This is a genomic window from Streptomyces sp. BV286 (genome assembly GCF_019090165.1).
Taxonomy (GTDB): Bacteria; Actinomycetota; Actinomycetes; order Streptomycetales; family Streptomycetaceae; genus Streptomyces.
Map to the genome: position 1 here is coordinate 38531 of NZ_JAHRIB010000065.1, position 21124 is coordinate 59654.

Consider the following 21124-nt stretch of genomic DNA (forward strand, 5'->3'; position numbering starts at 1 on the left):
TGGGTCCATCCTGTCCGCCGTCGGGGGCGAACGGCCGACAGGGCCGCCCGTGTCCTCGGCACGGGCGGCTCCTGTCGGGGGAGGCGGGCGGTCGGGTCAGGTGCGCACCGCTTCCAGGTCGGACGGGTCGGACGGGCCGGCCGGGGCCGGGACCGTCTCGGGGCGGCGGCTCAGCGCCTCGCCCTCCACGTCGACGCGGGGCAGCAGCCGGTCCAGCCATCCCGGCAGCCACCAGGCCTTGTGGCCGAGCAGGGCGAGGACGGCGGGCACGATCGCCATCCGTACGACGAACGCGTCGAGGAGGACGGCGAAGGCCAGCCCGAAGCCGATCATCTTGATCATGGAGTCGCTCTCGCCGATGAACCCGGAGAAGACCGCGATCATGATCAGTGCGGCGGCCACGACGACCCTGGCGCTGTGCCGGAATCCGCTGGTGACCGCCTCGTCGGGCGATTCGCCGTGGACGTACGCCTCGCGCATCCGGGAGACGAGGAAGACCTCGTAGTCCATGGCCAGTCCGAAGACGATGCCCACCAGGAAGATCGGCATCAGGCTCATGATCGGACCGGTCTGTTCGACGCCCAGGAGTTCGGCGCCGTGGCCCTGCTGGAAGACCAGGACGACCACGCCGAGGGAGGCCAGTACCGACAGGAGGAAACCGAGGGCCGCCTTCAGCGGGACGAGCAGGGACCGGAAGACCACCAGGAGGAGCACGATCGCCAGGCCGACCACGACGACCAGGTACGGGACCAGCGCGGCCTGGACCTTCTCGGAGATGTCGATGTTCAGGGCGGTGGTGCCGGTGACCTCGAAGGTCGCCCCGGTCTCGGACTCGGCCCCGGGGCGTTCGCCCCGGATGGTCTTCACGAGGTCCTTGGTCTTCTCGTCGGTCGGCGCGGTGGAGGGCACGACCGCGAAGACGGCGGTGTCACCGGCTTCGTTGAAGCGGGCCGGGGAGACGGACACGACGCCCTTCGTGGCGCCGATCTCCTTGGCGATCGCGTCCGCGGCGCCCTTCGGGTCGGAGTCGCCCTTGGCGTCCACGACCACGGTCAGCGGACCGTTGAAGCCCGGCCCGAAGCCCTCGGCGAGCGCGTCGTAGGCCCGGCGCTCGGTGGTGGAGGTCGCCTTCGCCTCGTCGCCGGGCATGCCCAGCTGCAGGTCGGTCATCGGCACCGCGAGAGCACCGAGGCCCACCACACCGAGGAGCAGCACGGGCACGGGGCGGCGCAGTACGAACCGGGCCCAGCGGGTGCCCCCGTTGGTCTCGGCGCTCTTCTCGACCCGGCCGCTCCCGCGGTCCCGCCGGGTCAGCACGGCGTTCGGCCAGAAGCCGAGGAGTGCCGGGACGAGCGTCAGCGCGATCAGTACGGCCACGACGACCGCGCCCGCCGCGGCCAGCCCCATCTTGGTGAGCATCGGGATGCCGACCACCGCGAGCCCGGCCAGCGCGATGACGACGGTGAGTCCCGCGAAGACGACCGCGGACCCGGCGGTGCCGGCCGCGAGCCCGGCCGCCTCCTGCGGCGTACGGCCCCGGGCGCGTTCCTCACGGAAGCGGGAGACCACGAAGAGGGCGTAGTCGATGCCGACCGCGAGGCCGAGCATCATCGCGAGGGTGCCGGTCGTCGTGGACAGGCCGAGCGCGTCCGACAGGGCCAGGATCGTGGCCATGCTCACCCCGACGCCGATGACGGCGGTCAGCAGGGGCAGTCCGGCCGCGGCGAGGGAGCCGAAGGTGATCAGCAGGACGACCGCGGCGACCGCGATGCCGATGACCTCGGCGATGCCGCCCGCTCCGCCGCCTTCCTCCATCGCGGTGCCGCCCGCCTCGACGGTCAGCCCGGAGTCCCGCGCCTCGTGGAGGGTCTCCTCCAGGTGGGTCTTGCTGGCGTCGGTGAGGTCGGTGGCCGTGACCTTGTAGGTGACGGTCGCGTACGCGGTCGTGCCGTCCTTGCTGACCGCCTTCGCCTGGAAGGGGTCTGCGGCACTGGCGACCTGCGTGCCGTCGCCGAGCTCGGTGACGGCCTTCTCGACGGCCTGCCTGTTCTCGGCGGCGGTGACCTTCTCGCCGTTGGGTGCGACGAAGACGACCCGGGCGGTCGCGCCGTCGGCCGACGCTCCGGGGAAGCGCTGCTCCAGCAGGTCGAACGCCTTCTGCGACTCGATGCCCGGCATGGAGAACTCCTCGTCGGAGGCTCCCGGGGCCTTGAGGGCGCCCAGGCCGACGGCGGCCAGGACGGCCGCCCAGACCAGGACGACGTACCAGCGACGCCGGAAGGCCAGACGGCCCATGCGATAGAGGAAAGTAGCCACGGCAGGAGGTCTCCACATCTGGTGCCGAATGTCCGTCCAGGCTGTCCGGTGGGGTGCCGTCCTGTCGTCGTGCGCCTGCCGACACTCTCCGCTACTCAGATCGCAGTACGAGCGGGCCGGCAGGTCAGCCTCGGGTACGACAGGCGCGCCCCCGGGTCATCCCCTCGTGCGGATCGCCCGCAGTACGGCCTGCGCCATGCCGCGCTCGCCGCGCTCGTTGGGATGCACGGACGCGGCGGGGGCCTGTGGGACGAGCGGCTCCACCCAGCGGGTGTCCGGCCCGGCGCACGCGTCGCGCCCGACGGAGGGGGTGTACGTGTCGACGTAGGTCGCCCCTGCCGCCTCCGCCCGCTGCCGCAGCATGGCGTTGAGCTGCTGTTCCTTCTCGTGGAGGTAGTGCGCGTCGCCCTTCGCGAGGCTCATCCGGCGGGCGCAGCCGGTGCCGTCGGCGGGCAGGATCGCCGGATAGCCGACGACGTACACGCGGGCTTTCGGCGCGCGGTGTTCGATCTCGTCGAGGGCGCCGGTGAGCCGCTTCCCCGTCGCGCGGATCTTCACCCCGACCTCGTCGGTTTCGCCGGAGAAGTACGTCGCCCGGCAGGGGGCGTCGTCCGCGCCGGGTTCGTCGCCGTCCACCAGGAGGTGACGGGCGCCCGCCACCACGCAGGAGGTGACGGTCGAGGCGAAGCCGATGTCGTTGCCGCCGATGCCCAGGGTGACCAGCCCGGTCCGGGACGACAGGGCCGACAGCTGGGCGGCGTTGACCCCGTCGTCGGTGGACTGGGGTGCGGAGAGGTCGCCGATGGTGGCTCCGCCGCAGCTCACGTCACGGAAGTCGGCCTTCCGCAGGCCCAGTTCACCGGCGACGACCGCCGGGTAGTTGCGGTCGGACCGGTCGCACCCGGGGGGTTTCCCTGCCCGGTCCGGTATCCCCGGCCCCGCGGTGTAGGAGTCGCCCAGAGCCACGTACGGCCCCTTCGGCTGCTCCACCGCCATCGAGGCTCCGCCGTCGCCGCCCTGCCCGACGGTGACCGCGGCGACCAGCACCCCGCACGCCGCCACCCCCGCCAGTCCGACCCGTAGGTACATCCCCATCCGCGCGTCCGCCTTCCGGCTCAGGGGCCCGTACGGGGAAACGCGCGCGAGCGGCTCCCGCCCGCACCGGCGGCACGCGAGCCGCTCCAGGACACGCGTGAGACGCCCTCGGCTCCGCGCCGGACGCCCGACGACGGCCGGCGTTGCGGCGCCCCAACACACCCCGGGCACCTGACCGCCGGCCTCTGTCCTTGCCCAGGCTTCCCGGTCGGGCACGGCCCGTCGTCGTGCCCGTGCAGACAATCCGGCTACTGAGACCGCAGTACGCGCTGCCGGACACGTCCTCCTGACGCAGGCCCCCGGAGCCCCGGCCGGGACTGCGCCGGTGTGCCGCGGGGCACGGCCCGGCGGTGACTGCCCGGCACCGTTATTAGACAGCCTGTCAAATTACCGAACCGTAACCTTCCGCCTGCTACCACGAGTAACTTACTCACAGGTAAGTTCCAGGCGAACTACTTCCCGGCGGCACGGCCGGACCCGCGGGACGCGTGTGCGGCACCGTGCCACCGCCCCTGTGCACCTCTCTGCCGGCCGCATCACAGGAGGTTCGCCATGCCCGCACGCAGAAGGCTTCTCGCCGTGGCAGTCACCGCCGCCGCCTGCCTCGGCACCCAGGTCCTCACGAGCACCGCCGCCACCGCGGCGGACGAGGTCGTGTCCCGAGGCGTCACGATCCCCGCGTTCTACAACCCGCCCGCCGCCCTGCCCGCCGCCGACGGCACGCTCGTCCGCAGCGAGCCCCTCCCCCTCGCCCTGAGCCTGCCCACCCTCCACGGCCCGCTGCCGGGCAGCGCGACCCGGCTGATGTACAAGTCCACCGACTCGAACGGGAAGCCCGTCGCCGTCACCGGGGCGTACATCGAACCGACGGCCCGCTGGAAGGGCGACGGCCCACGGCCCCTGGTCGCGGTCGCCCCCGGCACCATGGGGCAGGGCGACCAGTGCGCCGCGTCCATGGGCCTCGAACACCCGCTGACGTTCAACGGGCAGACGGTGTCCGTCGGTTACGAGGACCTGGCGATCTACCGCCTCCTCGCGAAGGGCGCCGCCGTGGTCGTCACCGACTACGCCGGCCTGGGCGCCACCGACCGGCTGCACACCTACGTCAACCGGGTCGACGAGGCACACGCGGTCCTCGACGCCGTCCGCGCGGCCCGCTCGGTCGACGGGGCCTCGGTCACCGCCGGCTCCCCGGTCGGCCTGTTCGGCTACAGCCAGGGCGGCGGAGCGACCGCCGCGGCCGCCGAACTCCAGTCCTCCTACGCCCCCGACGTCACCCTCGCCGGCACCTACTCCGGCGCACCGCCCGCCGACCTGACCTCCGTCACCAGGGCCATCGACGGCAGCGAACTGGCCGGCGCGCTGGGCTGGTCCCTCAACGGGTTCCTCCAGTCCGACCCCGCCCTGAAACCGATCGCCGAGGCGCACCTGAACACGGCGGGAAAGGCGGCCCTCGCCGACCTGTCCACCATGTGCGTCGGTGACGCGCTCTTCGGCTACGGCAACGCCAAGAGCACCAAGTGGACGACCGACGGCCGCTCCATGAGCGACATCATCGCCGCCACGCCCGCGCTCCAGGCGTTCCTGGACAGCCAGCGCATCGGCAGGCTGAAGCCGTCCGGTCCCGTCCGGCTCGCGACGGGTATCAGCGACAACCTCGTCCCGCACGGCCAGTCCCGGGACCTCGCCGCCGACTGGTGCCGCAAGGGTGCCGACGTCACGTACAAGGCCGTCCTCCTGCCGAACGTCGGCAGCGCGCTGCTCAACCACTTCGCACCGCTGCTGACCGACCAGGGCGACGCCGTCGACTGGCTGTCCGACCGGCTGGCCGGCAAGCCGGCCGCCTCCAACTGCCGGACCATGCCTCTGCAGCCCTGACCTGGTTCCGCTGGTTCCCAAGGGCCGCGTCCACCGGACGCGGCCCTTCCGCTCCCGGCCGCTCATCGGCAGAAACCATGCGTCCCCAGCGCGCCAATATCTGTGCCGACGAGGTGAGAATTGAGCGCGACGCGCGATGAACATTACTTACCCGACAGGCGGAACGGATTTCCTCACCGCACATGGCAGATCGCACCGTGCTACTCTCGATCTCAGTTGCAGTTGTGGTTCCCGAAATCTTGCAGGTGTCCCCACCAGTTCATTCGGGTGGGGATCCTTTATGACTCCGGTTGTTTCCGGCGGGGTGATCATCACGGCGACACGGAGTTCGCGCACTGTGAACTCCGAAACCGCCCCGAAGGAGAATGACATGGCTTCCGGTACCGTGAAGTGGTTCAACGCAGAAAAGGGCTTCGGCTTCATCGAGCAGGACGGTGGCGGCGCTGACGTCTTCGCCCACTACTCGAACATCGCCGCCCAGGGCTTCCGTGAGCTGAACGAGGGCCAGAAGGTCACGTTCGACATCGCGCAGGGTCAGAAGGGCCCGACGGCCGAGAACATCGTTCCCGCCTGACGTCGGCACGCACTTCGCAGCTGGGGCCCGCACCTTGGGGTGCGGGCCCCAGCTCGCTGCATTTCAGGGGATTCGCGACCCGCTCCCCGGGACCCTCCGTCCGCGCTCCGGCCGAAAACTCTTCGGAGCCTCCCGCACGGAATGACCGGCAATGCCGCCGGATTCGCACACCGCACCCCGGCGAAGCATCCCGCGACCACTCCCCGCCATTCGGATTCCCTATCCGATTCGGCTCCCATTTACTTCGGCTCGTTCTTGCAATTCTCTGCGCTGCTCGTTCCCCGCGGGAATTCCTTGATACGTGCCATGTCAAGGAAGGTTCCCCGTGAACCGCATGCGTACGAACGACCGCTACTCCCGCACCCGCTCCGGAAATTCGGGCTCCAGTTCGGGCTCCAGCTGGGGCGGCAACCGCTCCGGTGCCCCGCGCCGTTCCGAAGGCGGTTACAGCCGTCGACAGAGCGGCCCCCAGGGCGAGTTCGCCCCGCCGAAGACCATCACCCCGGCGCTGCCGGCCGTCGAGGCGTTCGCCGATCTCGGCATGCCGGAGCCGCTGCTCGCCGCGCTCGGCCACGAGGGCGTGACCGTGCCCTTCCCGATCCAGGCGGCGACGCTGCCGAATTCCCTCGCCGGCCGTGACGTACTCGGCCGCGGCCGCACCGGTTCGGGCAAGACCCTCGCCTTCGGCCTGGCGCTCCTCGCCCGTACGGCCGGCCGGCGCGCCGAGCCGCGCCAGCCGCTCGCCCTCGTCCTCGTCCCCACCCGCGAGCTGGCCCAGCAGGTCACCGACGCGCTCACCCCGTACGCCCGCTCCGTGCGGCTGCGGCTGACCACCGTGGTCGGCGGGATGTCGATCGGCAGGCAGGCCGGTGCGCTGCGCGCCGGCGCCGAGGTCGTCGTCGCGACGCCGGGCCGCCTCAAGGACCTCATCGACCGTGGCGACTGCCGCCTGGGCGAGGTCGACATCACCGTGCTCGACGAGGCCGACCAGATGACCGACATGGGCTTCATGCCCCAGGTCACCGAGTTGCTGGACCAGGTGCGTCCCGGGGGCCAGCGGATGCTGTTCTCCGCCACGCTGGACCGCAACGTCGATCTGCTGGTCCGCCGCTACCTGACCGACCCCGTGGTCCACTCCGTCGACCCGTCCGCGGGCGCGGTGACCACCATGGAGCACCACGTGCTCCACGTGCACGGTGCCGACAAGAACCGGACCACCACCGAGATCGCGGCCCGCGACGGCCGCGTGATCATGTTCCTGGACACCAAGCACGCGGTGGACCGCCTGACCGAGCACCTGCTGAGCAGCGGTGTCCGGGCCGCGGCCCTGCACGGCGGCAAGTCCCAGCCGCAGCGCACGCGGACCCTGTCCCGGTTCAAGACGGGGCACGTGACGGTCCTGGTGGCCACGAACGTCGCCGCCCGCGGGATCCACGTCGACAACCTCGACCTGGTCGTGAACGTCGACCCGCCCACCGACCACAAGGACTACCTGCACCGGGGCGGCCGCACGGCCCGCGCCGGCGAGTCCGGGAGCGTCGTCACGCTGGTGACCCCCAACCAGCGCCGCGACATGAGCCGCCTGATGGCCGCCGCCGGCATCACCCCGCAGACCACCCAGGTGCGCTCGGGCGAAGCGGAGCTGAACCGCATCACCGGCGCCCAGACGCCCTCGGGCATCCCGGTCGTCATCACCGCGCCGGCCACGGAACGCCCCCGGCGCAGCAGCTCCTCGACGTCCTCCGCGCCCCGTGGCCGTCGCAGCCGCGGTGGCCGGGGCCGCCCCACCGGCGACGGCGCCCGCCGCCCGGCGCAGCGCTCGTCCGCGGTCGACTCGGCCGCCTAGGCCCCTCGCGCGACCGCGGCGGTCTCCGGGCGCCGGCCACCCGACAGGGTGCCGGCGGTCCGGCGCCCCGTCCGCCGCCGTCGGGGAGCACCGCCCCGCCGCGGGCGCTCTCGGCCTGTCACACTGATTCACCCCGCCCCGCCCCGGGATCAGCCCGGTCCCTCTTCTTCCTTCACTGTGAGGCATCATGCGCTGCGTCATCGCCCGGTTCCCGTTCGACCTCACCAAGAGCGGTGTGCTGGACTCGATGAAGGGCATCAAGCCCGAGACCATCACGGGTGAGTCGGTGCTCATCGGCCGCCGCCACTACCCCGTCAAGCAGGTCGGCGAGGTCATCACCCGGCAGGACCGCCGCGACTTCACCAGCGGCGAGGTCACCCGGGCCATGACCCGGCTGGGCTTCACCTGCCGGAACAACCAGGAGATCGCGCCCGTCCCGCAGGCCGCCACACCGATGGAGACCGCGTCCGCAATGCTCGGCAGCCCCAGCCCCAGCCCTCTGGGACTGTGACGACACGTACCGGAAGCCGACCCCACAGGGCGGCGTCCGGTACCGGTACGACGACAGCGACGAAGGGCCCCGCCGACATGTGTCGGCGGGGCCCTTCGTCGCTGTCGTGGTCCGGTCGGCCGGCGCCCTCCGTCCGTGTTCCGTCAGGGTGCCGGGTACGGCGTCTCAGTGGTCGGAGTAGCTGAAGTCGCCCACGGTCCAGGCGCTTACGTCCTTGATCGCGACGCGGTACATCCCGCCGGTCTCGGGGATTCCGACGTTGCCCTGCAGGATCCGGGCGAGATGGAAGTGGAGGTGCGTGGGCGCCTCGCCACGGTCGGCGCGGTCCTGCGGCGGGTCCGCGTTGAAGACGCCCGAGAACGTACCGAGATGGTCCGAGTCCTTGAGCACCTCCGACACCCGCTCCCTCCACACGGCTTCGGGAGCGAGTCGGCCGGTGATGACAGCACCGCCGGCGACCACGGTCAGCGACATCCGATTGCTCTGCCCGGCCTCCACCATGGCGGAGATGCCGACGAGCAGTTCGTCAGGGTTCGACATGAGGCCCGATTCTATCCAGCGCGCCGCGCCCGCTCCCCCACCCCTGGAGATGACGCCAGGATTCCTGGGACTCCTGCCGAGCAAAATCTATGTTTGCCAGGGTAGACATTGGCCGAGCCTGTGGTTAGTGTTTCTCTCGTAGATGAGATCGAGCGAGACCCGACAGACACGAACTGGCGGGTAGAAGTACCTGAAGTGCGCAGGTCAGGGCGGTTGTGGAGTTCCGAAGCCAGTCGTTCGCAGGACGGTGACGGGACTGACGACCGCGCTGGGTGGCTCGCGGTTCGAGGAGCCACCGAAAGCACCACCACAGATACCGAGGAAGGACGGAAGGAGCAGACGCCATCAGGATCGCCCGGCCGAGAGCGTTCGGACCGGGTACCGCAAGACCCCGGATTGGAAGGTGGTCCCCGGTCACGCAACCGCGATCCCCGCACACCGCGCCCTCTCCCGGGCCGGTCGGCGGAAACAGAAGGTCGGCGAGACAGTAACGCCGACGGATGGTGTTCAATTTCCTTCGGGGCCCTGGTGCCGTACGGCACCAGGGCCCCTCGACGCGTTGCAGAACGAGGTGACATGACAGCAGACAGTCCGTTGAGCGATCGTCTGGAAGACGACGACTATCCCGCCTACACGATGGGGCGCGCCGCCGAGATGCTCGGCACCACCCCGGGTTTCCTCCGGGCCATCGGTGAGGCCCGGCTCATCACTCCGCTCCGCTCCGAAGGCGGACACCGGCGCTACTCGCGCTATCAGCTCCGGATCGCCGCCCGCGCCCGCGAGCTGGTCGACAGGGGTACCCCGGTCGATGCCGCCTGCCGGATCGTCATCCTCGAGGACCAGCTCGAAGAGGCACAGCGCATCAACGCCGAGTACCGCCGCGGGGCGCACCAGCCGTCGGACGGTGCCGGTTCCGCCTGAGCACGTCCGCCGAACCGGCCGGCCCGCCCCGCGCGATCACCGGCCCGGATCGCTCGTCACGCTCCGCGCGAGGGCGGCCGTCGCCGGGGCCCCGCACCCCCGGATCCCGCGGAGAACACCGGGGTCCAGGGGCACAGGAGCACAAGCACCGCCTACGGGGCGTCGATCAGCTCGTGCGGCGGCACGGTCACCGTGCGGGCACCCGGCTCACCGGCCAGGACGACCTTGCGCAGCGCGACGTTGTTCTTGTGGTCGGTCTCCTGCAGCCGGTTCTCGGGGTTGGCGATCACCTGGATGTAGTACGTGCCGTTCGGCAGGTCGGTGACGTCGAAGGACTGGCCGGGACGGTACTGGGTGTACGTGTCGCCCGATCCGACGTCGAGGACCTCACGGACCGAGATCGAGTTCTGCTGGCCGCAGGCCGTCGACAGGTCGGTGTTCTCCGGGTGCCAGTTGGCGTTCTTCACCGTGTAGTCGACGGCGTCGGTGTTGGCCAGGCAGAACGCCTCCTTGCCGCTGCGCACCTCCTTGGTCTGGTCCTCGCTCAGCAGCCGGTAGCTGGCGAAGTCCGTGAAGTGCCAGTGCTCGTGGCCCTCGCGCGGGTCCCACTCCATGGTGCCGGTGGGTGTGTACCCGACCTGCTTGCCGTCGGCGTCGTAGAAGTACTGGTACGCGTCCATCAGGTCCTTGCCCGGGGCGCGGAAGCCGTCCACGACGAGCGGGGCGGGTCCCGCGTTCCAGACGTTCGCGCTGAAGGCGAGGTAGTCCTTGCCCGCTACGTCACCGTCCTCGCCGTCGGTGATGGCGATGTCCCAGGCGGGCAGCGAACGCAGGTCGGGCTTGGGCACGTTCGCCGGGGCGCCCGCCCGGCCGGTGGGCCGCTTGGCAGCCGGCTTCAGCGCGGGCGCGATGCGCGAGCCGTCGGTGTGGCCGGGTCCGTCGCCCAGGTGGTGGGCCCTTCCGCGGTCCTCGAGCGCGTGCGAGAGGGCGGGCGGGGTGGGGGCGTCGGCGCCGCGCGGACCGTAGTGGTGGGCGGCGTCGGCGGAGGGCGCCCCGTGCCCGGCGCCGTGGCCCGCTCCGTGGTGGGCGGAGGAGGAGCGCGAGGAGGCCGCGCCCTGTCCGCTCCCGTCGCCGACGTCCCGGACCGTCACCTTGACGGTCGGCCGGTCGTCGGGGATGTCGAACAGATCGCGGTACTTCTCGGCGACCGAGACCCTGGCCGTGTACTCGCCGGCCGGCAGGTCGACGGGCTTGTCGTAGTCGATCATGCTGGAGTTGGACGCCCAGCCCTTCTCGACGCCCCACACCGAGCCCAGCGTGAACGGGTTGGTGGGACAGCTCTCCGGATAGTGCGAGGTCGCGGGGGCGTCCGGGCGCAGCCGCCCGGAGGCGTTGTTGGGGCAGAACGTGCCCGCGCTCGACGCCACCTCCTGCCCCGCCGCGTTCTCGACCGTCACGTCGAGGAAGCCGGGCAGTCCTGAGAAGTCCTTCACCAGCCCGGCCGGCAGCTTCTTCGTCTTCGTGCTTCTGCCGTCGCGGAGGATCTGCTGGGCGACGACCGGGTCCTTGTACGACTTCCGGGTCACCTTGAACTCCAGCGGCGCGTCGTCGACCGTGACGTACGTACCGAGGTCCAGGAAGACGCCGCCCTCCCCCTTCCAGCGGTCCAGCGTCACGGAGTTCGACGCGGCGATCAGTTTGAGCTTCGGCTTCCCCGCCGTGCTCGCCGGGGCCGCCCCGGCTCCGGGAGCGGCCCCGGCCCCCGTGACGACAACAGTGAGAGCGGCCAACCCGGCCAGCGTCGAACGCCTCAGGCGACTGCGGTGTTTCTGAGTGGTCATCGGTTCCTCGTCTGCGAGTGCCGTGGTCAGGCGGCATCGGACTGGACAGCTCAGGACCGGCCGGCGGCCGAACGCGCCCCCCTGCGCGCCGGCGCACCACGGCCGGAATCCATGAGCAGCCTGTGAGAGGGGCAAAAGCCGTGCCGGGGTTGCCTGTTGAGGAGGAAACGAACGGCCCGCGCAACGCGACGACCAGTCCGAAAGCTCCGCACGGCCGCCGGCGGACCGGCATCCGGGGACCAATATCCGTTCACACGAAGGAGTGACGGGTGTGACAGGGGTGTCGTTACTGCGCGTGACGTAATGGCCCCCAGCACTCGGTGGTACCCCTGCCGCGCAGGGGTACGAGTTCGGCCGGTCGGATCCTCTTATGCAGGAGCCTTGCGAATAGCTGAACAGGTTAAGCGCTTCATCGACATATGGTCAGCGAATAATCTGCACACAAGCCGTGCGGAAACCTTTTGTTCCGGCTGCCGAGAACATCCGCGCGACTAACCCACGCAAGAAATCCACGGCTTTTTCACCTTGTTGATTCCCCCGGTTTTCCGGAGTCCACACTTCACCGGTCTCTCGAAAACCGATTCGCCCGTCGAACCGGCACACACGGGGCCGGCCCGGCCCCGCGCACCCGGCACCGCCGACCCGAGAATCGGAACCACGCAGGAAGGAGGCCGGAAAGACACCGCGGGCGCCCCACCGAAGGGCGGTACCCGACAGCGGGCTCCGCTCCGGACGGTTGCCCCGTGCGAGTGATGTTCGACCCAACCGCAAGCCTGCCGCGCCGGGAGGAAGTAGAAAGCTACGTGAGGCGCATCACGGGGGGCGAGCTCACGGACCGGCCTTACCCATAGAACCGGTGAGGCAAAATCCTTCCCGGCGGGGTATCACCGGTAGCTCGCCTCCTGTCGATGGTGTTTACTAGTGAGCGGTCTGAGCCTTGGCGGGTCCAGGCCCTTTCAGGGAGGCCCCGCGGATGGTTACCGCGGGGCCTCCCGCATCTTCCCGCACACCTTCCGGCAATGCATTCGGAAGACAATCCACCAGTTGCCCGTGCAACGAATTCTGGATTTGCTTGCGATATCCGGCGGCGAATTTCCTTAATCCACGCCTTTCGATCGATGGAAATCCTGTTCCGCTTCCGTGCGCCACTCGCACGACCTTCACCACAGTTGATCTTGGGGCCTTCGGGCATGAAGAAGCCCCGCCCCCAGGGATTTGCAGCAACCCTTCTCGGGGGGTTTTACCGACGCGCCGGGGAGAGCCTCCAGAGGCTGTGTGCGCCAAGTGGGCGAGGGCGGTACGGTTCTGCTTGCAACGTCCTTGTAAGCCTCAGTCGCCCGGTCTCACCAGCCGGTCGCGCCATGTGGTGGAGAGGGCACTGGACCCGCCAACTCCTGTTCCTCGACCCGAAGGAGCTCAGACCCTCATGGCAACCGCCGTCGAGCGCGGCGTAGTTGTGCCGACCGCCCGGCCCGCCCCGGCATCGGACGACTCTGCCCCTCAGCGACCCGCTTTCCGCCCCTCACCCTGCGTGACGCCGGCGCTTCCCGCCGCCGACGCCCGTACCCGGGAGCCCGGGCGCGGGCCCACACCCGTGCCCACGTCCCGGCTGTGGGGGTGAGGACCGTGGCATCCCCGGCCCCCGACACCCAGGCCTTCAACACCATCGAGGTCCTGCACGGCCGCCAGCCCATGCCGAGGGGCAGCTTCCTCGACCATCTCCCGGCCGCCAAGTGGGCGCTGTTCGTGGCGATATGGGGCTCCGACGCCCGTACGTACCTCAAGGGCGCGGAACTTCCGCTGCGCCCGAAGGACACGAACATGTACATCGTGCTCGGCGGCTGCGTCGTCCAGGAGCGGTTCCCCTTCGGCACGAAGATCGCCCGGTTCCGCGGGGTCGGGCAGGTCCTCGGCGAGGCCAAGCTGATAGAGCCGCGTTCGTCGGTGCGGACGGTGTGCCTCGCCACCACCTGGGTGCTGCCCTGCGACACCCGGCGCGTGAACCTGCTGCTCGCCCAGGACCACGAGGCGGAGCGGGCACTGCTGCGCAGCCTCGAGGACCGCAACCGGAGCGACGAGAGGATCTACGCCACCACGAGCCGGTCACCACTGGCCCGGGTGAGCGCCCTGCTCCACCACCTCGCCACGATCGCCGGCACCAGGGACCCCGCCGACCCCACCGGGCCCACGACGATCGTCGGTCCGCGCCAGCGGGATCTCGCGGAGGCACTGCTGCTCGGCCAGTCCACCGTCGAGAGCGCCGTCGCCACCCTGCGGCGGAAACAGCTCATCGACAGCAGGTACCGCCAGCTCGTCGTCAGCGATCTGGCCGCACTCAGGGCCCTGGTCACGTCCCAGTCCTGACGGCGGGACGCGACCAGGGTCCACGGCAGCACACGGGCCACCTCACACGTCTTTCACCCGGGCACGGCACGGCTCTCCCACGACCGGCCGGGTCCCGGTTCCGAGAACGGAAAACCACAGACATGTCCCCCTTGACGACGTCGCTCGCGCAGCAGGTCAACACGGTCTGGACGTCATGGCAGGTGATCGTCTCCGGGCTGGTCGGGGCCACCCTGGTGGTCCTCGCCATCCTGACCTACCGCCTGTCCAAGCGCGTCGCCGAACGCAACCGCCGCCACCACGCGGACGATCCCGACCTCGACCGGCTCGCGGGGTATCTCGACGAAACCCTCAAGGTCGCCTGCCGGTTCGCGCAGCACCCCGCCACCGAGCTCGACTTCGAGCCGCTGCGCGAGCAGCGTCATCTGCTGGAGAGCGACGACCGCGGCCGGCCGCTCCACGACGAGCTGGAGGAGGTCGTACGGCGTATCGACTTCTACGTCGACAAGGCACTGCCGGCGTTCGAGGAGACGGCGATCCCCGACGGCTGGAAGGCCACGACGCTGCTGACGCGTGCCATGCAGCAGCAACAGGCCCTCGCCCAGCTCAAGTCGGCCGTCAAGGCGGCCCAGCAGGAGATCCACAGCCTGCGCAGCCGGTAGGGGGCCGTCCCCACGCCCTGTGGTCCGGGGCCGGACCACAGGGCCCCGGACCACAGGGCGTGGGATGTCGGCGGCCGGGGCTGGGCTCCCGGGCGGGGCGGGGGCGCGATGTCCGGATGCGCACGGCATGCGCGTGAGCCCACGGCTGAATCCGTGCAGGAGCGTCACACAGGCTGCACACAGTGGCTCGAAAGCCTCGTTAGCGTTGCTGGCCGTTCGACCCCACGTACGACCGTGACCAGGCAGCGGCCCGGCGGGTCGACGACTGTCAACCCAGGAAGACGCTGATGGACTACTGCTCCTCGTGTCGTCGGCATCTCAACGGCGCTCTCGTGTGTCCCGGGTGCGGTGCCTACGCCCCGGACATCGCCCCCGGCACCGCCCATGCCACCGCCGGCCGCCCCACCGTCCAGCCCCGGGTCACCATGGCCGCCGGCAGCGCGGCGGCGGACGCCGTCGCGGCGTGGGAGCCCGCCGCCTTCGTCCCGTGGCAGGACGGCCGTCCCCCTGAGGGGACGACAGCCGGGCCGGACTTCGACGACGCCCCCGAGGCGGACCCGTACGGCGGCTTCGAGGGTGCGACGCCCGCGCCGCAGGGACGGGCGGCACGACGTCGCCAGCGCATCCGCTGGAAGAAGAACCAGCGCCGGGCCGTGGTCGCGACCGCCGTCGCGCTCGTCGGAGGCGGTCTGAGCTTCGCCGCGCTGGACCGGCACTCGCCCGACCACGCGGAGGCCGCCACGGCGCCTCAGACCCCCGGCACGGGCTCCGCGGCGGAAGAGGCCACGCAGTACACCCGCCCGACATCGACGCGGCCCGACCGCCGGTCCTCGTCCGCTCCCGCCACGCAGTCGCCCGCGAAGGACCGGCCGCACCGGCGGGCCGCCGCCGACCCGACCTCCCTCGCCCCGGACGGCGCCCGCTCGGACGCCGTCCCGTCCGCGCCCACGACGCCGGCGTCCGACCCGCTGTCGCGGACCTCGTCCCCGTCCTCCGACGACACCGCCGACAACGCCGCACAGCAGCCCTCCGCACCCGCCACCGACGGCACGGGCGGATCGGGCAGCGGCACGGACGGGACGGGCGGCACCAGCGGTACGGGCGGGGCGAGCGGCTCGGGCGGCACGGACTCGGGCGCCGCGCAGGCGAGCCCCGCGCCGACGGCGACCTCGCCGTCGCAGCTCTGCCTGCTCGTGGTGTGCATCGGCTGACGGGCGCGGTGCGCCCGGTACGCGGGCGGTACGACCGGTACGCGGGCGGTACGACCGGTACGCGGGCGGTACGACCGGTACGCGGGCGGTGGTCCGCCCGAGCCCGTCGGCGACCACCGGCCGGCCGTCGTACGACCGGCGTCCGACGGGCCGGTGGTCGCCGTCCGGCCCGTGATCGTGCCCCGCAGCGCCGGGTCGCACGGGCCCCGGTGACGGAGTAGACATGGTGGCATGAGCGAGAGTGATGCGCCTGGTGGGAGAGCGAGCCCGGGCATCGAGAACGCCATCGACTTCGCGGAGGTCTTCCAGGCGCTGCCCAGCCCCGTGCTGCTGCTCGCCCCCGACCTGACGATGGTCTGCGCGAACCGCGCCTACTCGAAGGTCACCGGGCGTCCCCTCGAGGACCTCGTCGGCCGCTCCCTGTTCGACGTGTTTCCCGACAGCCCCGCCGACGGGGCCACCGGTGCCCGGACCCTGCGGGCGTCGCTGGAGCGGGTGCTGGCCACCGGCGAGCGGGACACCATGGCCCTCCAGAAGTACGACGTGGAGATCCCCGGCAGGGCGGGCGTGTTCGAGGAGCGCTACTGGAGCCCGGTCAACATCCCGGTCCTCGACGCCGACGGCCGGGTGTCGCTCCTCGTCCACCGCGTCGAGGAGGTCACGGCCCTGGTCCACGCCCGGCAGGCCGCCACGAAGGCACCGGGCGGACCGACGGCACCGGGCGGCACCCTCAGCCACGAGGACGCCATGACCGCCGACCTGCTGACCCGCTCCCAGGAACTGCAGGAACTCAACGAGCGGTTGCGCGAGGCCCACGCCCGCTCGCACGAGGTCGCCGTCACCCTCCAACGGGCGATGCTGCCCGGCACCACGCTGCCGCCGCGCTCCTTCGCCGCCGTGCGCTACCGGCCGGCGGCCAGTTTCCTGAACGTGTGCGGCGACTGGTACGACCTGATCGACCTGGACACCGACCGGCTGGCCGCCGCGGTCGGGGACGTCGTCGGGCACGGCCTGGAGGCGGCCGGCGTCATGGGGCAGCTGCGCGGCGCCCTCAGTACCGCGATCCGCGCCACCGGCCGGCCCGCCGCCGCGCTCACGACGCTCGCCCAGCACGCGCACACCGTCGAGGGCGCGCTCGCCACGACCGCCGTCCAGGCCGTCATCGACCGGGCCGGGCACACCGTCACCTACAGCTGCGCAGGTCATCCGCCGCCGCTCGTCGCGCACACCGACGGGACCGTCGAGGCCCTCGACGCGGCCACCGACCCGCCGCTGGGGGCGGGCGACGACGACGCGCCCAGGGGCCAGGCGACCGTCGAGTACGCGCCCGGCGCCACGCTCGTCCTCTACACCGACGGGCTGATCGAACGCCGCGGCGAGGACATCGACCAGGGCCTGCGCCGCCTGGGCGACAGCCTCAGGCGCCATCACGCCCTCGACCCCGAGCCCCTCGCCGACGCCGTCCTGGCCGACCTGCTCCCGGCTTCGAGAAGCGGCCCGGACGACGACACGGCACTTGTGGTGATCCGGCTGCAGTGAGCTCCGGCGCCTGCCGGCGGCGCCGCTCCGCACGCGCGTGAGCGTACCGACGACGCGCTCCCCACGTGGTGGAAGGGCATGCGGCGATGCCGACGCCCCGTTTACCCCGGCGGCTCCGGCTGTGATGATGCCGGTCCGGGGACACCCGTCCCACGGCCGGGGGAGGCCCGTATGGCAGAGGTGTACTTGCGCAGACTGTCCCGGTGGCAGGCCGAGCAGCAGCGGGACGCCGTCGCGGACGTGCACGTCACGGCATACCGGGGCGTGGCGGGGGAGGAATACCGTGACCGCCAGGGCTTTCTGCACCGGTTCGAGCAGCATGTGCAGCACACCGGCTTCGACATGGTGGTCGCAGACACGGCGGGGCTGGTCGGCTGCGCCTACGGGTTCCGGGTGCCCCGTACCGGCGAGTGGTGGTCGGACTTCCGCGGAGGGCTGCCCGCGGACATCGAGGAACTCACCGCCTCGGGCCGTGCCTTCCTGCTCGCCGAGCTGATGGTGCTGCCCGCCCACCGTCGCCTCGGCGTCGCCACGCGCATGGTCGAGTGGCTGCTGACGCGGCTCGACGCCGATCTGGTGGTCGCGGTCTCCAGCCGCTCCGGCGACGACGGCGACCGTGACGGCGGCGGCCCGGGGGGCGCGGTGGAAGCGGCCTTCCGTGCCTGGGGGTGGTCGAGGCTCGGGATCCTCGGTCCTCGCGCCGTCTCGGACGTCGGTTCCGGTGCCGGCACGGGCGCCGGTCCGTACGCGGTGGCGCACGAGGCATGGATCCGCAGGCCCCCGCGGTGAACCGGCGGCGCCCGAGGGCCCCCGTGCGAGCGGGTCGGGCTACACGGTGGCCACCGGCGCCGACGCGGCCGCCATCAGCGGCTCCGCGTCCACCGCGTCGATCTCCGGAGGTACGACCAGCAGGTCCCAGCGGCCCCGGCCGGGGCCGAGCAGGCGGATGGTGTGCCTGCTGTGCGTCACCGAGGACCGGTTCAGGCGTACGACGTGATTGGCCACGAGCATCCGGCCGGGCGACGTCGACCACATCGCCGTGTTCACGGTGACGCCGTCGATCTGACCCCACGTACGGGGCAACGCGCCTATCAGCAGCGGGAGTTCGGACAGCAGGTCGCGCGAGTGGGGCCACCACGCCCCGTCGATACGCCGCGGCAGGGTGCTGTGCGGGGCCAGACGCAGACGAACGAGGGGCTGGGAGGCCGGAGGTCCGAGGTCCGGGACGGTGGTCATGGGGCGCTCCTGTCTGGGGGCACGCGTGCGTGGTGCCGGTGGGTCGCCCGCGACGGGCCGCGGAACGGAACAGCTTGCTTCTGTGACGGCTCGCGCGGGCAGGGTCTCGTGCCGCTTCAGGCGCGCGTGCGGAACCGGCGGAACGTGGAACGGTTTCGGCCCTCAGGGGGGCGGGCCCTGCCACAGGCACTGAACGGCCCGGCGTCGGCATGCGCCAAGGACGAGACCGGCTTGATCACCGGTGTACGACATGCCCTCGGTTCCCCCACCGTACCTCGGCCCGCGGGCAAGGAGACTTCCGTGACCGACGGCTCGTGGGGCGGCGGTCCACGTCAACCTCCTCGTGGATCTCTCGGTTTCGGCTCCGGACAGTCCGGATTCGGTCACTCACCAGCAGAGTCGGAACGATTCGAGCACTCCCTCCGCGAATACCGGGACGGCACGGCGGGCGGACCCTCCCTGCACTAGGCTCGCCGTACGGCAGCCCGTGCCCCCGGCCCTCTCCGTGAAGTCCCGTTCCGCGCAACAGAGGCCCTGCGCAGGTCGAAGCACCGGAGAGCTCCCCCGTGGCGCTGCTCCACAGTCGGAGGAGATGGGGCGCATGGGCCCGTATCCAAGCCTGTTCGACGAATGCAGCGTGATCCGGGCACGCGGTGAACTGGACCTGACGACCACCCCGGGCCTCGTCCGGGACCTGGAGGACGTCCGCCGCGGCTCCGGGCCCCCCTTCCTCATCGTCGATCTGAGCGGCGTGACGTTCGTGGACGGCAGCGTCCTGGACCCGCTGAGCGCGGCCTGGGACGAGTGCCGCAGGCGGGGCGGGTGGGCGCGGGTCGTCTACGTCCGCCCCTGCATAGGTCTGCTGTTCCGGGCCGGCGCCGTCACGGGGCGGTTCCCCCGGTACGCGAGTGTCCAGGACGCCTGGCGGGGTCTGCTCGCCGATGGCCGGGAACAATGGGACAGCGCGGCGGACCAACCCGCGTAGGGTGACAATGCAAGCTGGTCGGCGCCTCCCCCCGGGGCCCCGGCCGCGGCGGAACGGAATCCGGTGATCAGCGACGGCATGGCCGACGTGCTCCGGTCGCTGCGCCAGGGCAGGCGCGACGATCCGGCCCGGGAGTGTGCGCAGGCACTGGGTGCCGAGGGAGTCGCGCTGTCGCTGCTCGTGGGCTTCGGCCGGACGGCGGAGCCGCTCTGGGGTCATCCCGAGGTGAGCGCGCGTTTCGAGGAACTCCAGTTCACGCTGGGCGAGGGCCCGGGTCCGGACGCGGTGCTCACCGGGACACCCGTCCTGGAGCCGGACCTGGAGTCCGTACGGCCCGAACGGTGGCCCGTACTGCTGCCGTCCGCCCGGGAGTTGGGTGTGCACGGGGTCTGCTGCTTCCCGCTCGGCATCGGCGCCATCCGGGTGGGCGTACTGACCGTGCTCTGCGACGCGAAACGCACCATGACCGAGCAGCAGTGCGTGGACGCCACGGCCCTGGCCGCCTCGCTGACCGGCACGTTCCTGAACCGGGACGGGCCCGGGAACCCGGGCGCGGACGGGAACGGCGGCGCGGCACCCGGCTGGTTCCTGGAGCGGCCGACGGGGCTGCACCGCGCGTCCGTGCACCAGGCGACGGGAATGATCAGCGTCCAGCTCGGTGTGCCCGTGGCGGAGGCCATCCTGCGGCTGCGGGCCCACGCCTACAGCAGCGAGCGTCCCCTCAGCGAGGTCGCGGACGACGTGGTCGCCCGCAGGCTCCGTTTCAACGACAACGACAACGACGCCTCCGACGGCGGCTTCGACGGCGACACGAACGGGCCGTACTCGCCCGACGGTGGAAAGGGATGATCGGCATGGCCCGCGAACAACGTCTGGCCGAGATCTTCGTAGAGGTCGCGGACTCCCTCGTCGAGGATTTCGACGTGATCGACCTGCTGCAACGGCTGTCCACCCGCTGTGTCGAGCTGCTGGACGTCTCGGCGGCCGGGATCCTGCTCGTGGACGCGTACGGCGAACTGCAGATCATCGCCGCGTCCGACGAACACACCCACCTGCTGGAGCTGTTCGCGCTCCAGCACGACCAGGGCCCGTGCGTGGAGTGCTACCACAGCGGCGCGGCCCGGACGAACATCGACCTGACGCACCAGGAGGCGGCGGCGAACTGGCCGCGGTTCGCCGCACGGGCCCGCGAGACGGGGTACGTCACCACCCACGCGCTGCCGCTGCGCCTGCGCAACCGGGTCGTCGGCGCGCTCAACCTCTTCCAGACCACGCCGCACCACCTCGGCGACGCCGACATCGCGCTCGCCCAGGCCCTCGCGGACGTGGCGACCATCGCCATCCTCCAGCAGCGCACGCTGGAGCAGTCGCATGTCGAGAACAGCCAGCTGGCGACGGCGCTCACCAGTCGCATCCTGGTCGAACAGGTCAAGGGGGTGCTGGCCGAGCGATGGAACTCCTCCGTGGACGAGGCCTTCGCCGTGTTCCGCGCCTACGCGCGAGCCCATCGGCTGCGCCTCGTGGACCTCGCCGCGCGGATCATCGCGGGCGACTTCGACACCGCGGACATCCCGGCACCGGTACCGGCCGCGTCGAAGGAGCGCTCCGACTGACGGGGTGACGACC

At 71.4% G+C, this 21124-nt stretch carries 18 protein-coding genes; 13 read left to right on the forward strand and 5 right to left on the reverse strand.

The genetic code is table 11. The features are described 5' to 3' along the window. Positions 1-96: 96 nt before the first annotated feature. Both KUF83_RS09970 and KUF83_RS09975 read right to left on the reverse strand, forming a co-directional pair. Positions 97-2316, reverse strand: a complete 2220-nt coding sequence (locus tag KUF83_RS09970) for an MMPL family transporter (RefSeq protein WP_217454247.1) — start codon at positions 2314-2316, stop codon at positions 97-99. 156 nt (positions 2317-2472) lie between these two features. Then, on the reverse strand, positions 2473-3411 hold the full coding sequence (locus KUF83_RS09975; protein WP_217454248.1) for an SGNH/GDSL hydrolase family protein: 939 nt from the start codon (positions 3409-3411) through the stop codon (positions 2473-2475). 552 nt (positions 3412-3963) lie between these two features. Here KUF83_RS09975 and KUF83_RS09980 point away from each other — a divergent pair. The 4 genes from KUF83_RS09980 to KUF83_RS09995 all read left to right on the forward strand — a co-directional run bounded on the left by KUF83_RS09980 (position 3964) and on the right by KUF83_RS09995 (position 8220). Next, positions 3964-5289: a lipase family protein gene (locus KUF83_RS09980; RefSeq protein WP_217454249.1), complete on the forward strand. Its 1326-nt coding sequence runs from the start codon at positions 3964-3966 to the stop codon at positions 5287-5289. A 370-nt stretch (positions 5290-5659) separates the two neighbouring features. Continuing rightward, positions 5660-5863: a cold-shock protein gene (locus tag KUF83_RS09985; RefSeq protein WP_107017975.1), complete on the forward strand. Its 204-nt coding sequence runs from the start codon at positions 5660-5662 to the stop codon at positions 5861-5863. Between the two features lie 325 nt (positions 5864-6188). After that, positions 6189-7709, forward strand: coding sequence for a DEAD/DEAH box helicase (locus KUF83_RS09990; protein WP_217454250.1), 1521 nt, complete (start codon positions 6189-6191; stop codon positions 7707-7709). 187 nt (positions 7710-7896) lie between these two features. Continuing rightward, positions 7897-8220 (forward strand): SCO5918 family protein, encoded by a 324-nt coding sequence (locus KUF83_RS09995; RefSeq protein WP_217454251.1) that lies wholly within the window; start codon positions 7897-7899, stop codon positions 8218-8220. A 165-nt stretch (positions 8221-8385) separates the two neighbouring features. Here the strand turns inward: KUF83_RS09995 and KUF83_RS10000 are convergent, their stop codons facing one another. Beyond that, positions 8386-8760, reverse strand: a complete 375-nt coding sequence (locus KUF83_RS10000) for a hypothetical protein (RefSeq protein ID WP_217454252.1) — start codon at positions 8758-8760, stop codon at positions 8386-8388. 576 nt (positions 8761-9336) lie between these two features. Between KUF83_RS10000 and KUF83_RS10005 the strand changes: the two genes are divergently transcribed. Further along, positions 9337-9681 carry a MerR family transcriptional regulator gene (locus KUF83_RS10005; RefSeq protein ID WP_217454253.1) on the forward strand — a complete coding sequence of 115 codons (345 nt, stop codon included), beginning with the start codon at positions 9337-9339 and terminating at the stop codon, positions 9679-9681. 152 nt (positions 9682-9833) lie between these two features. Here KUF83_RS10005 and KUF83_RS10010 read toward each other — a convergent pair whose 3' ends face one another. Beyond that, positions 9834-11522 carry a lysyl oxidase family protein gene (locus KUF83_RS10010; RefSeq protein ID WP_217454254.1) on the reverse strand — a complete coding sequence of 563 codons (1689 nt, stop codon included), beginning with the start codon at positions 11520-11522 and terminating at the stop codon, positions 9834-9836. A 1626-nt stretch (positions 11523-13148) separates the two neighbouring features. Here KUF83_RS10010 and KUF83_RS10015 point away from each other — a divergent pair. From KUF83_RS10015 to KUF83_RS10035, 5 genes are all read left to right on the forward strand, one after another. Next, positions 13149-13886, forward strand: a complete 738-nt coding sequence (locus KUF83_RS10015) for a helix-turn-helix domain-containing protein (RefSeq protein ID WP_308402957.1) — start codon at positions 13149-13151, stop codon at positions 13884-13886. A 122-nt stretch (positions 13887-14008) separates the two neighbouring features. After that, on the forward strand, positions 14009-14527 hold the full coding sequence (locus tag KUF83_RS10020; RefSeq protein WP_217454255.1) for a hypothetical protein: 519 nt from the start codon (positions 14009-14011) through the stop codon (positions 14525-14527). Positions 14528-14814: 287 nt separating this feature from the next. Then, a complete protein-coding gene (locus KUF83_RS10025) occupies positions 14815-15738 on the forward strand; it encodes a hypothetical protein (RefSeq protein ID WP_217454256.1) in 924 nt (307 codons plus the stop codon). Between the two features lie 231 nt (positions 15739-15969). Beyond that, positions 15970-17277 carry a PP2C family protein-serine/threonine phosphatase gene (locus KUF83_RS10030; RefSeq protein ID WP_217454257.1) on the forward strand — a complete coding sequence of 436 codons (1308 nt, stop codon included), beginning with the start codon at positions 15970-15972 and terminating at the stop codon, positions 17275-17277. A gap of 171 nt (positions 17278-17448) precedes the next feature. Further along, positions 17449-18066: a GNAT family N-acetyltransferase gene (locus KUF83_RS10035; protein WP_254643622.1), complete on the forward strand. Its 618-nt coding sequence runs from the start codon at positions 17449-17451 to the stop codon at positions 18064-18066. Positions 18067-18105: 39 nt separating this feature from the next. Here KUF83_RS10035 and KUF83_RS10040 read toward each other — a convergent pair whose 3' ends face one another. Beyond that, positions 18106-18513, reverse strand: a complete 408-nt coding sequence (locus KUF83_RS10040) for a DUF5994 family protein (protein WP_217454258.1) — start codon at positions 18511-18513, stop codon at positions 18106-18108. Positions 18514-19114: 601 nt separating this feature from the next. Between KUF83_RS10040 and KUF83_RS10045 the strand changes: the two genes are divergently transcribed. The 3 genes from KUF83_RS10045 to KUF83_RS10055 all read left to right on the forward strand — a co-directional run bounded on the left by KUF83_RS10045 (position 19115) and on the right by KUF83_RS10055 (position 21111). Next, entirely contained in the window at positions 19115-19498 is a 384-nt protein-coding gene (locus KUF83_RS10045; protein WP_217454259.1) for an STAS domain-containing protein, read from the forward strand. A gap of 78 nt (positions 19499-19576) precedes the next feature. Then, positions 19577-20347 (forward strand): GAF and ANTAR domain-containing protein, encoded by a 771-nt coding sequence (locus KUF83_RS10050; protein ID WP_254643623.1) that lies wholly within the window; start codon positions 19577-19579, stop codon positions 20345-20347. After that, positions 20344-21111: a GAF and ANTAR domain-containing protein gene (locus tag KUF83_RS10055; RefSeq protein WP_217454261.1), complete on the forward strand. Its 768-nt coding sequence runs from the start codon at positions 20344-20346 to the stop codon at positions 21109-21111. The genes KUF83_RS10050 and KUF83_RS10055 overlap by 4 nt, the downstream gene beginning before the upstream one ends. The last annotated feature ends 13 nt before the right edge of the window (positions 21112-21124 follow it).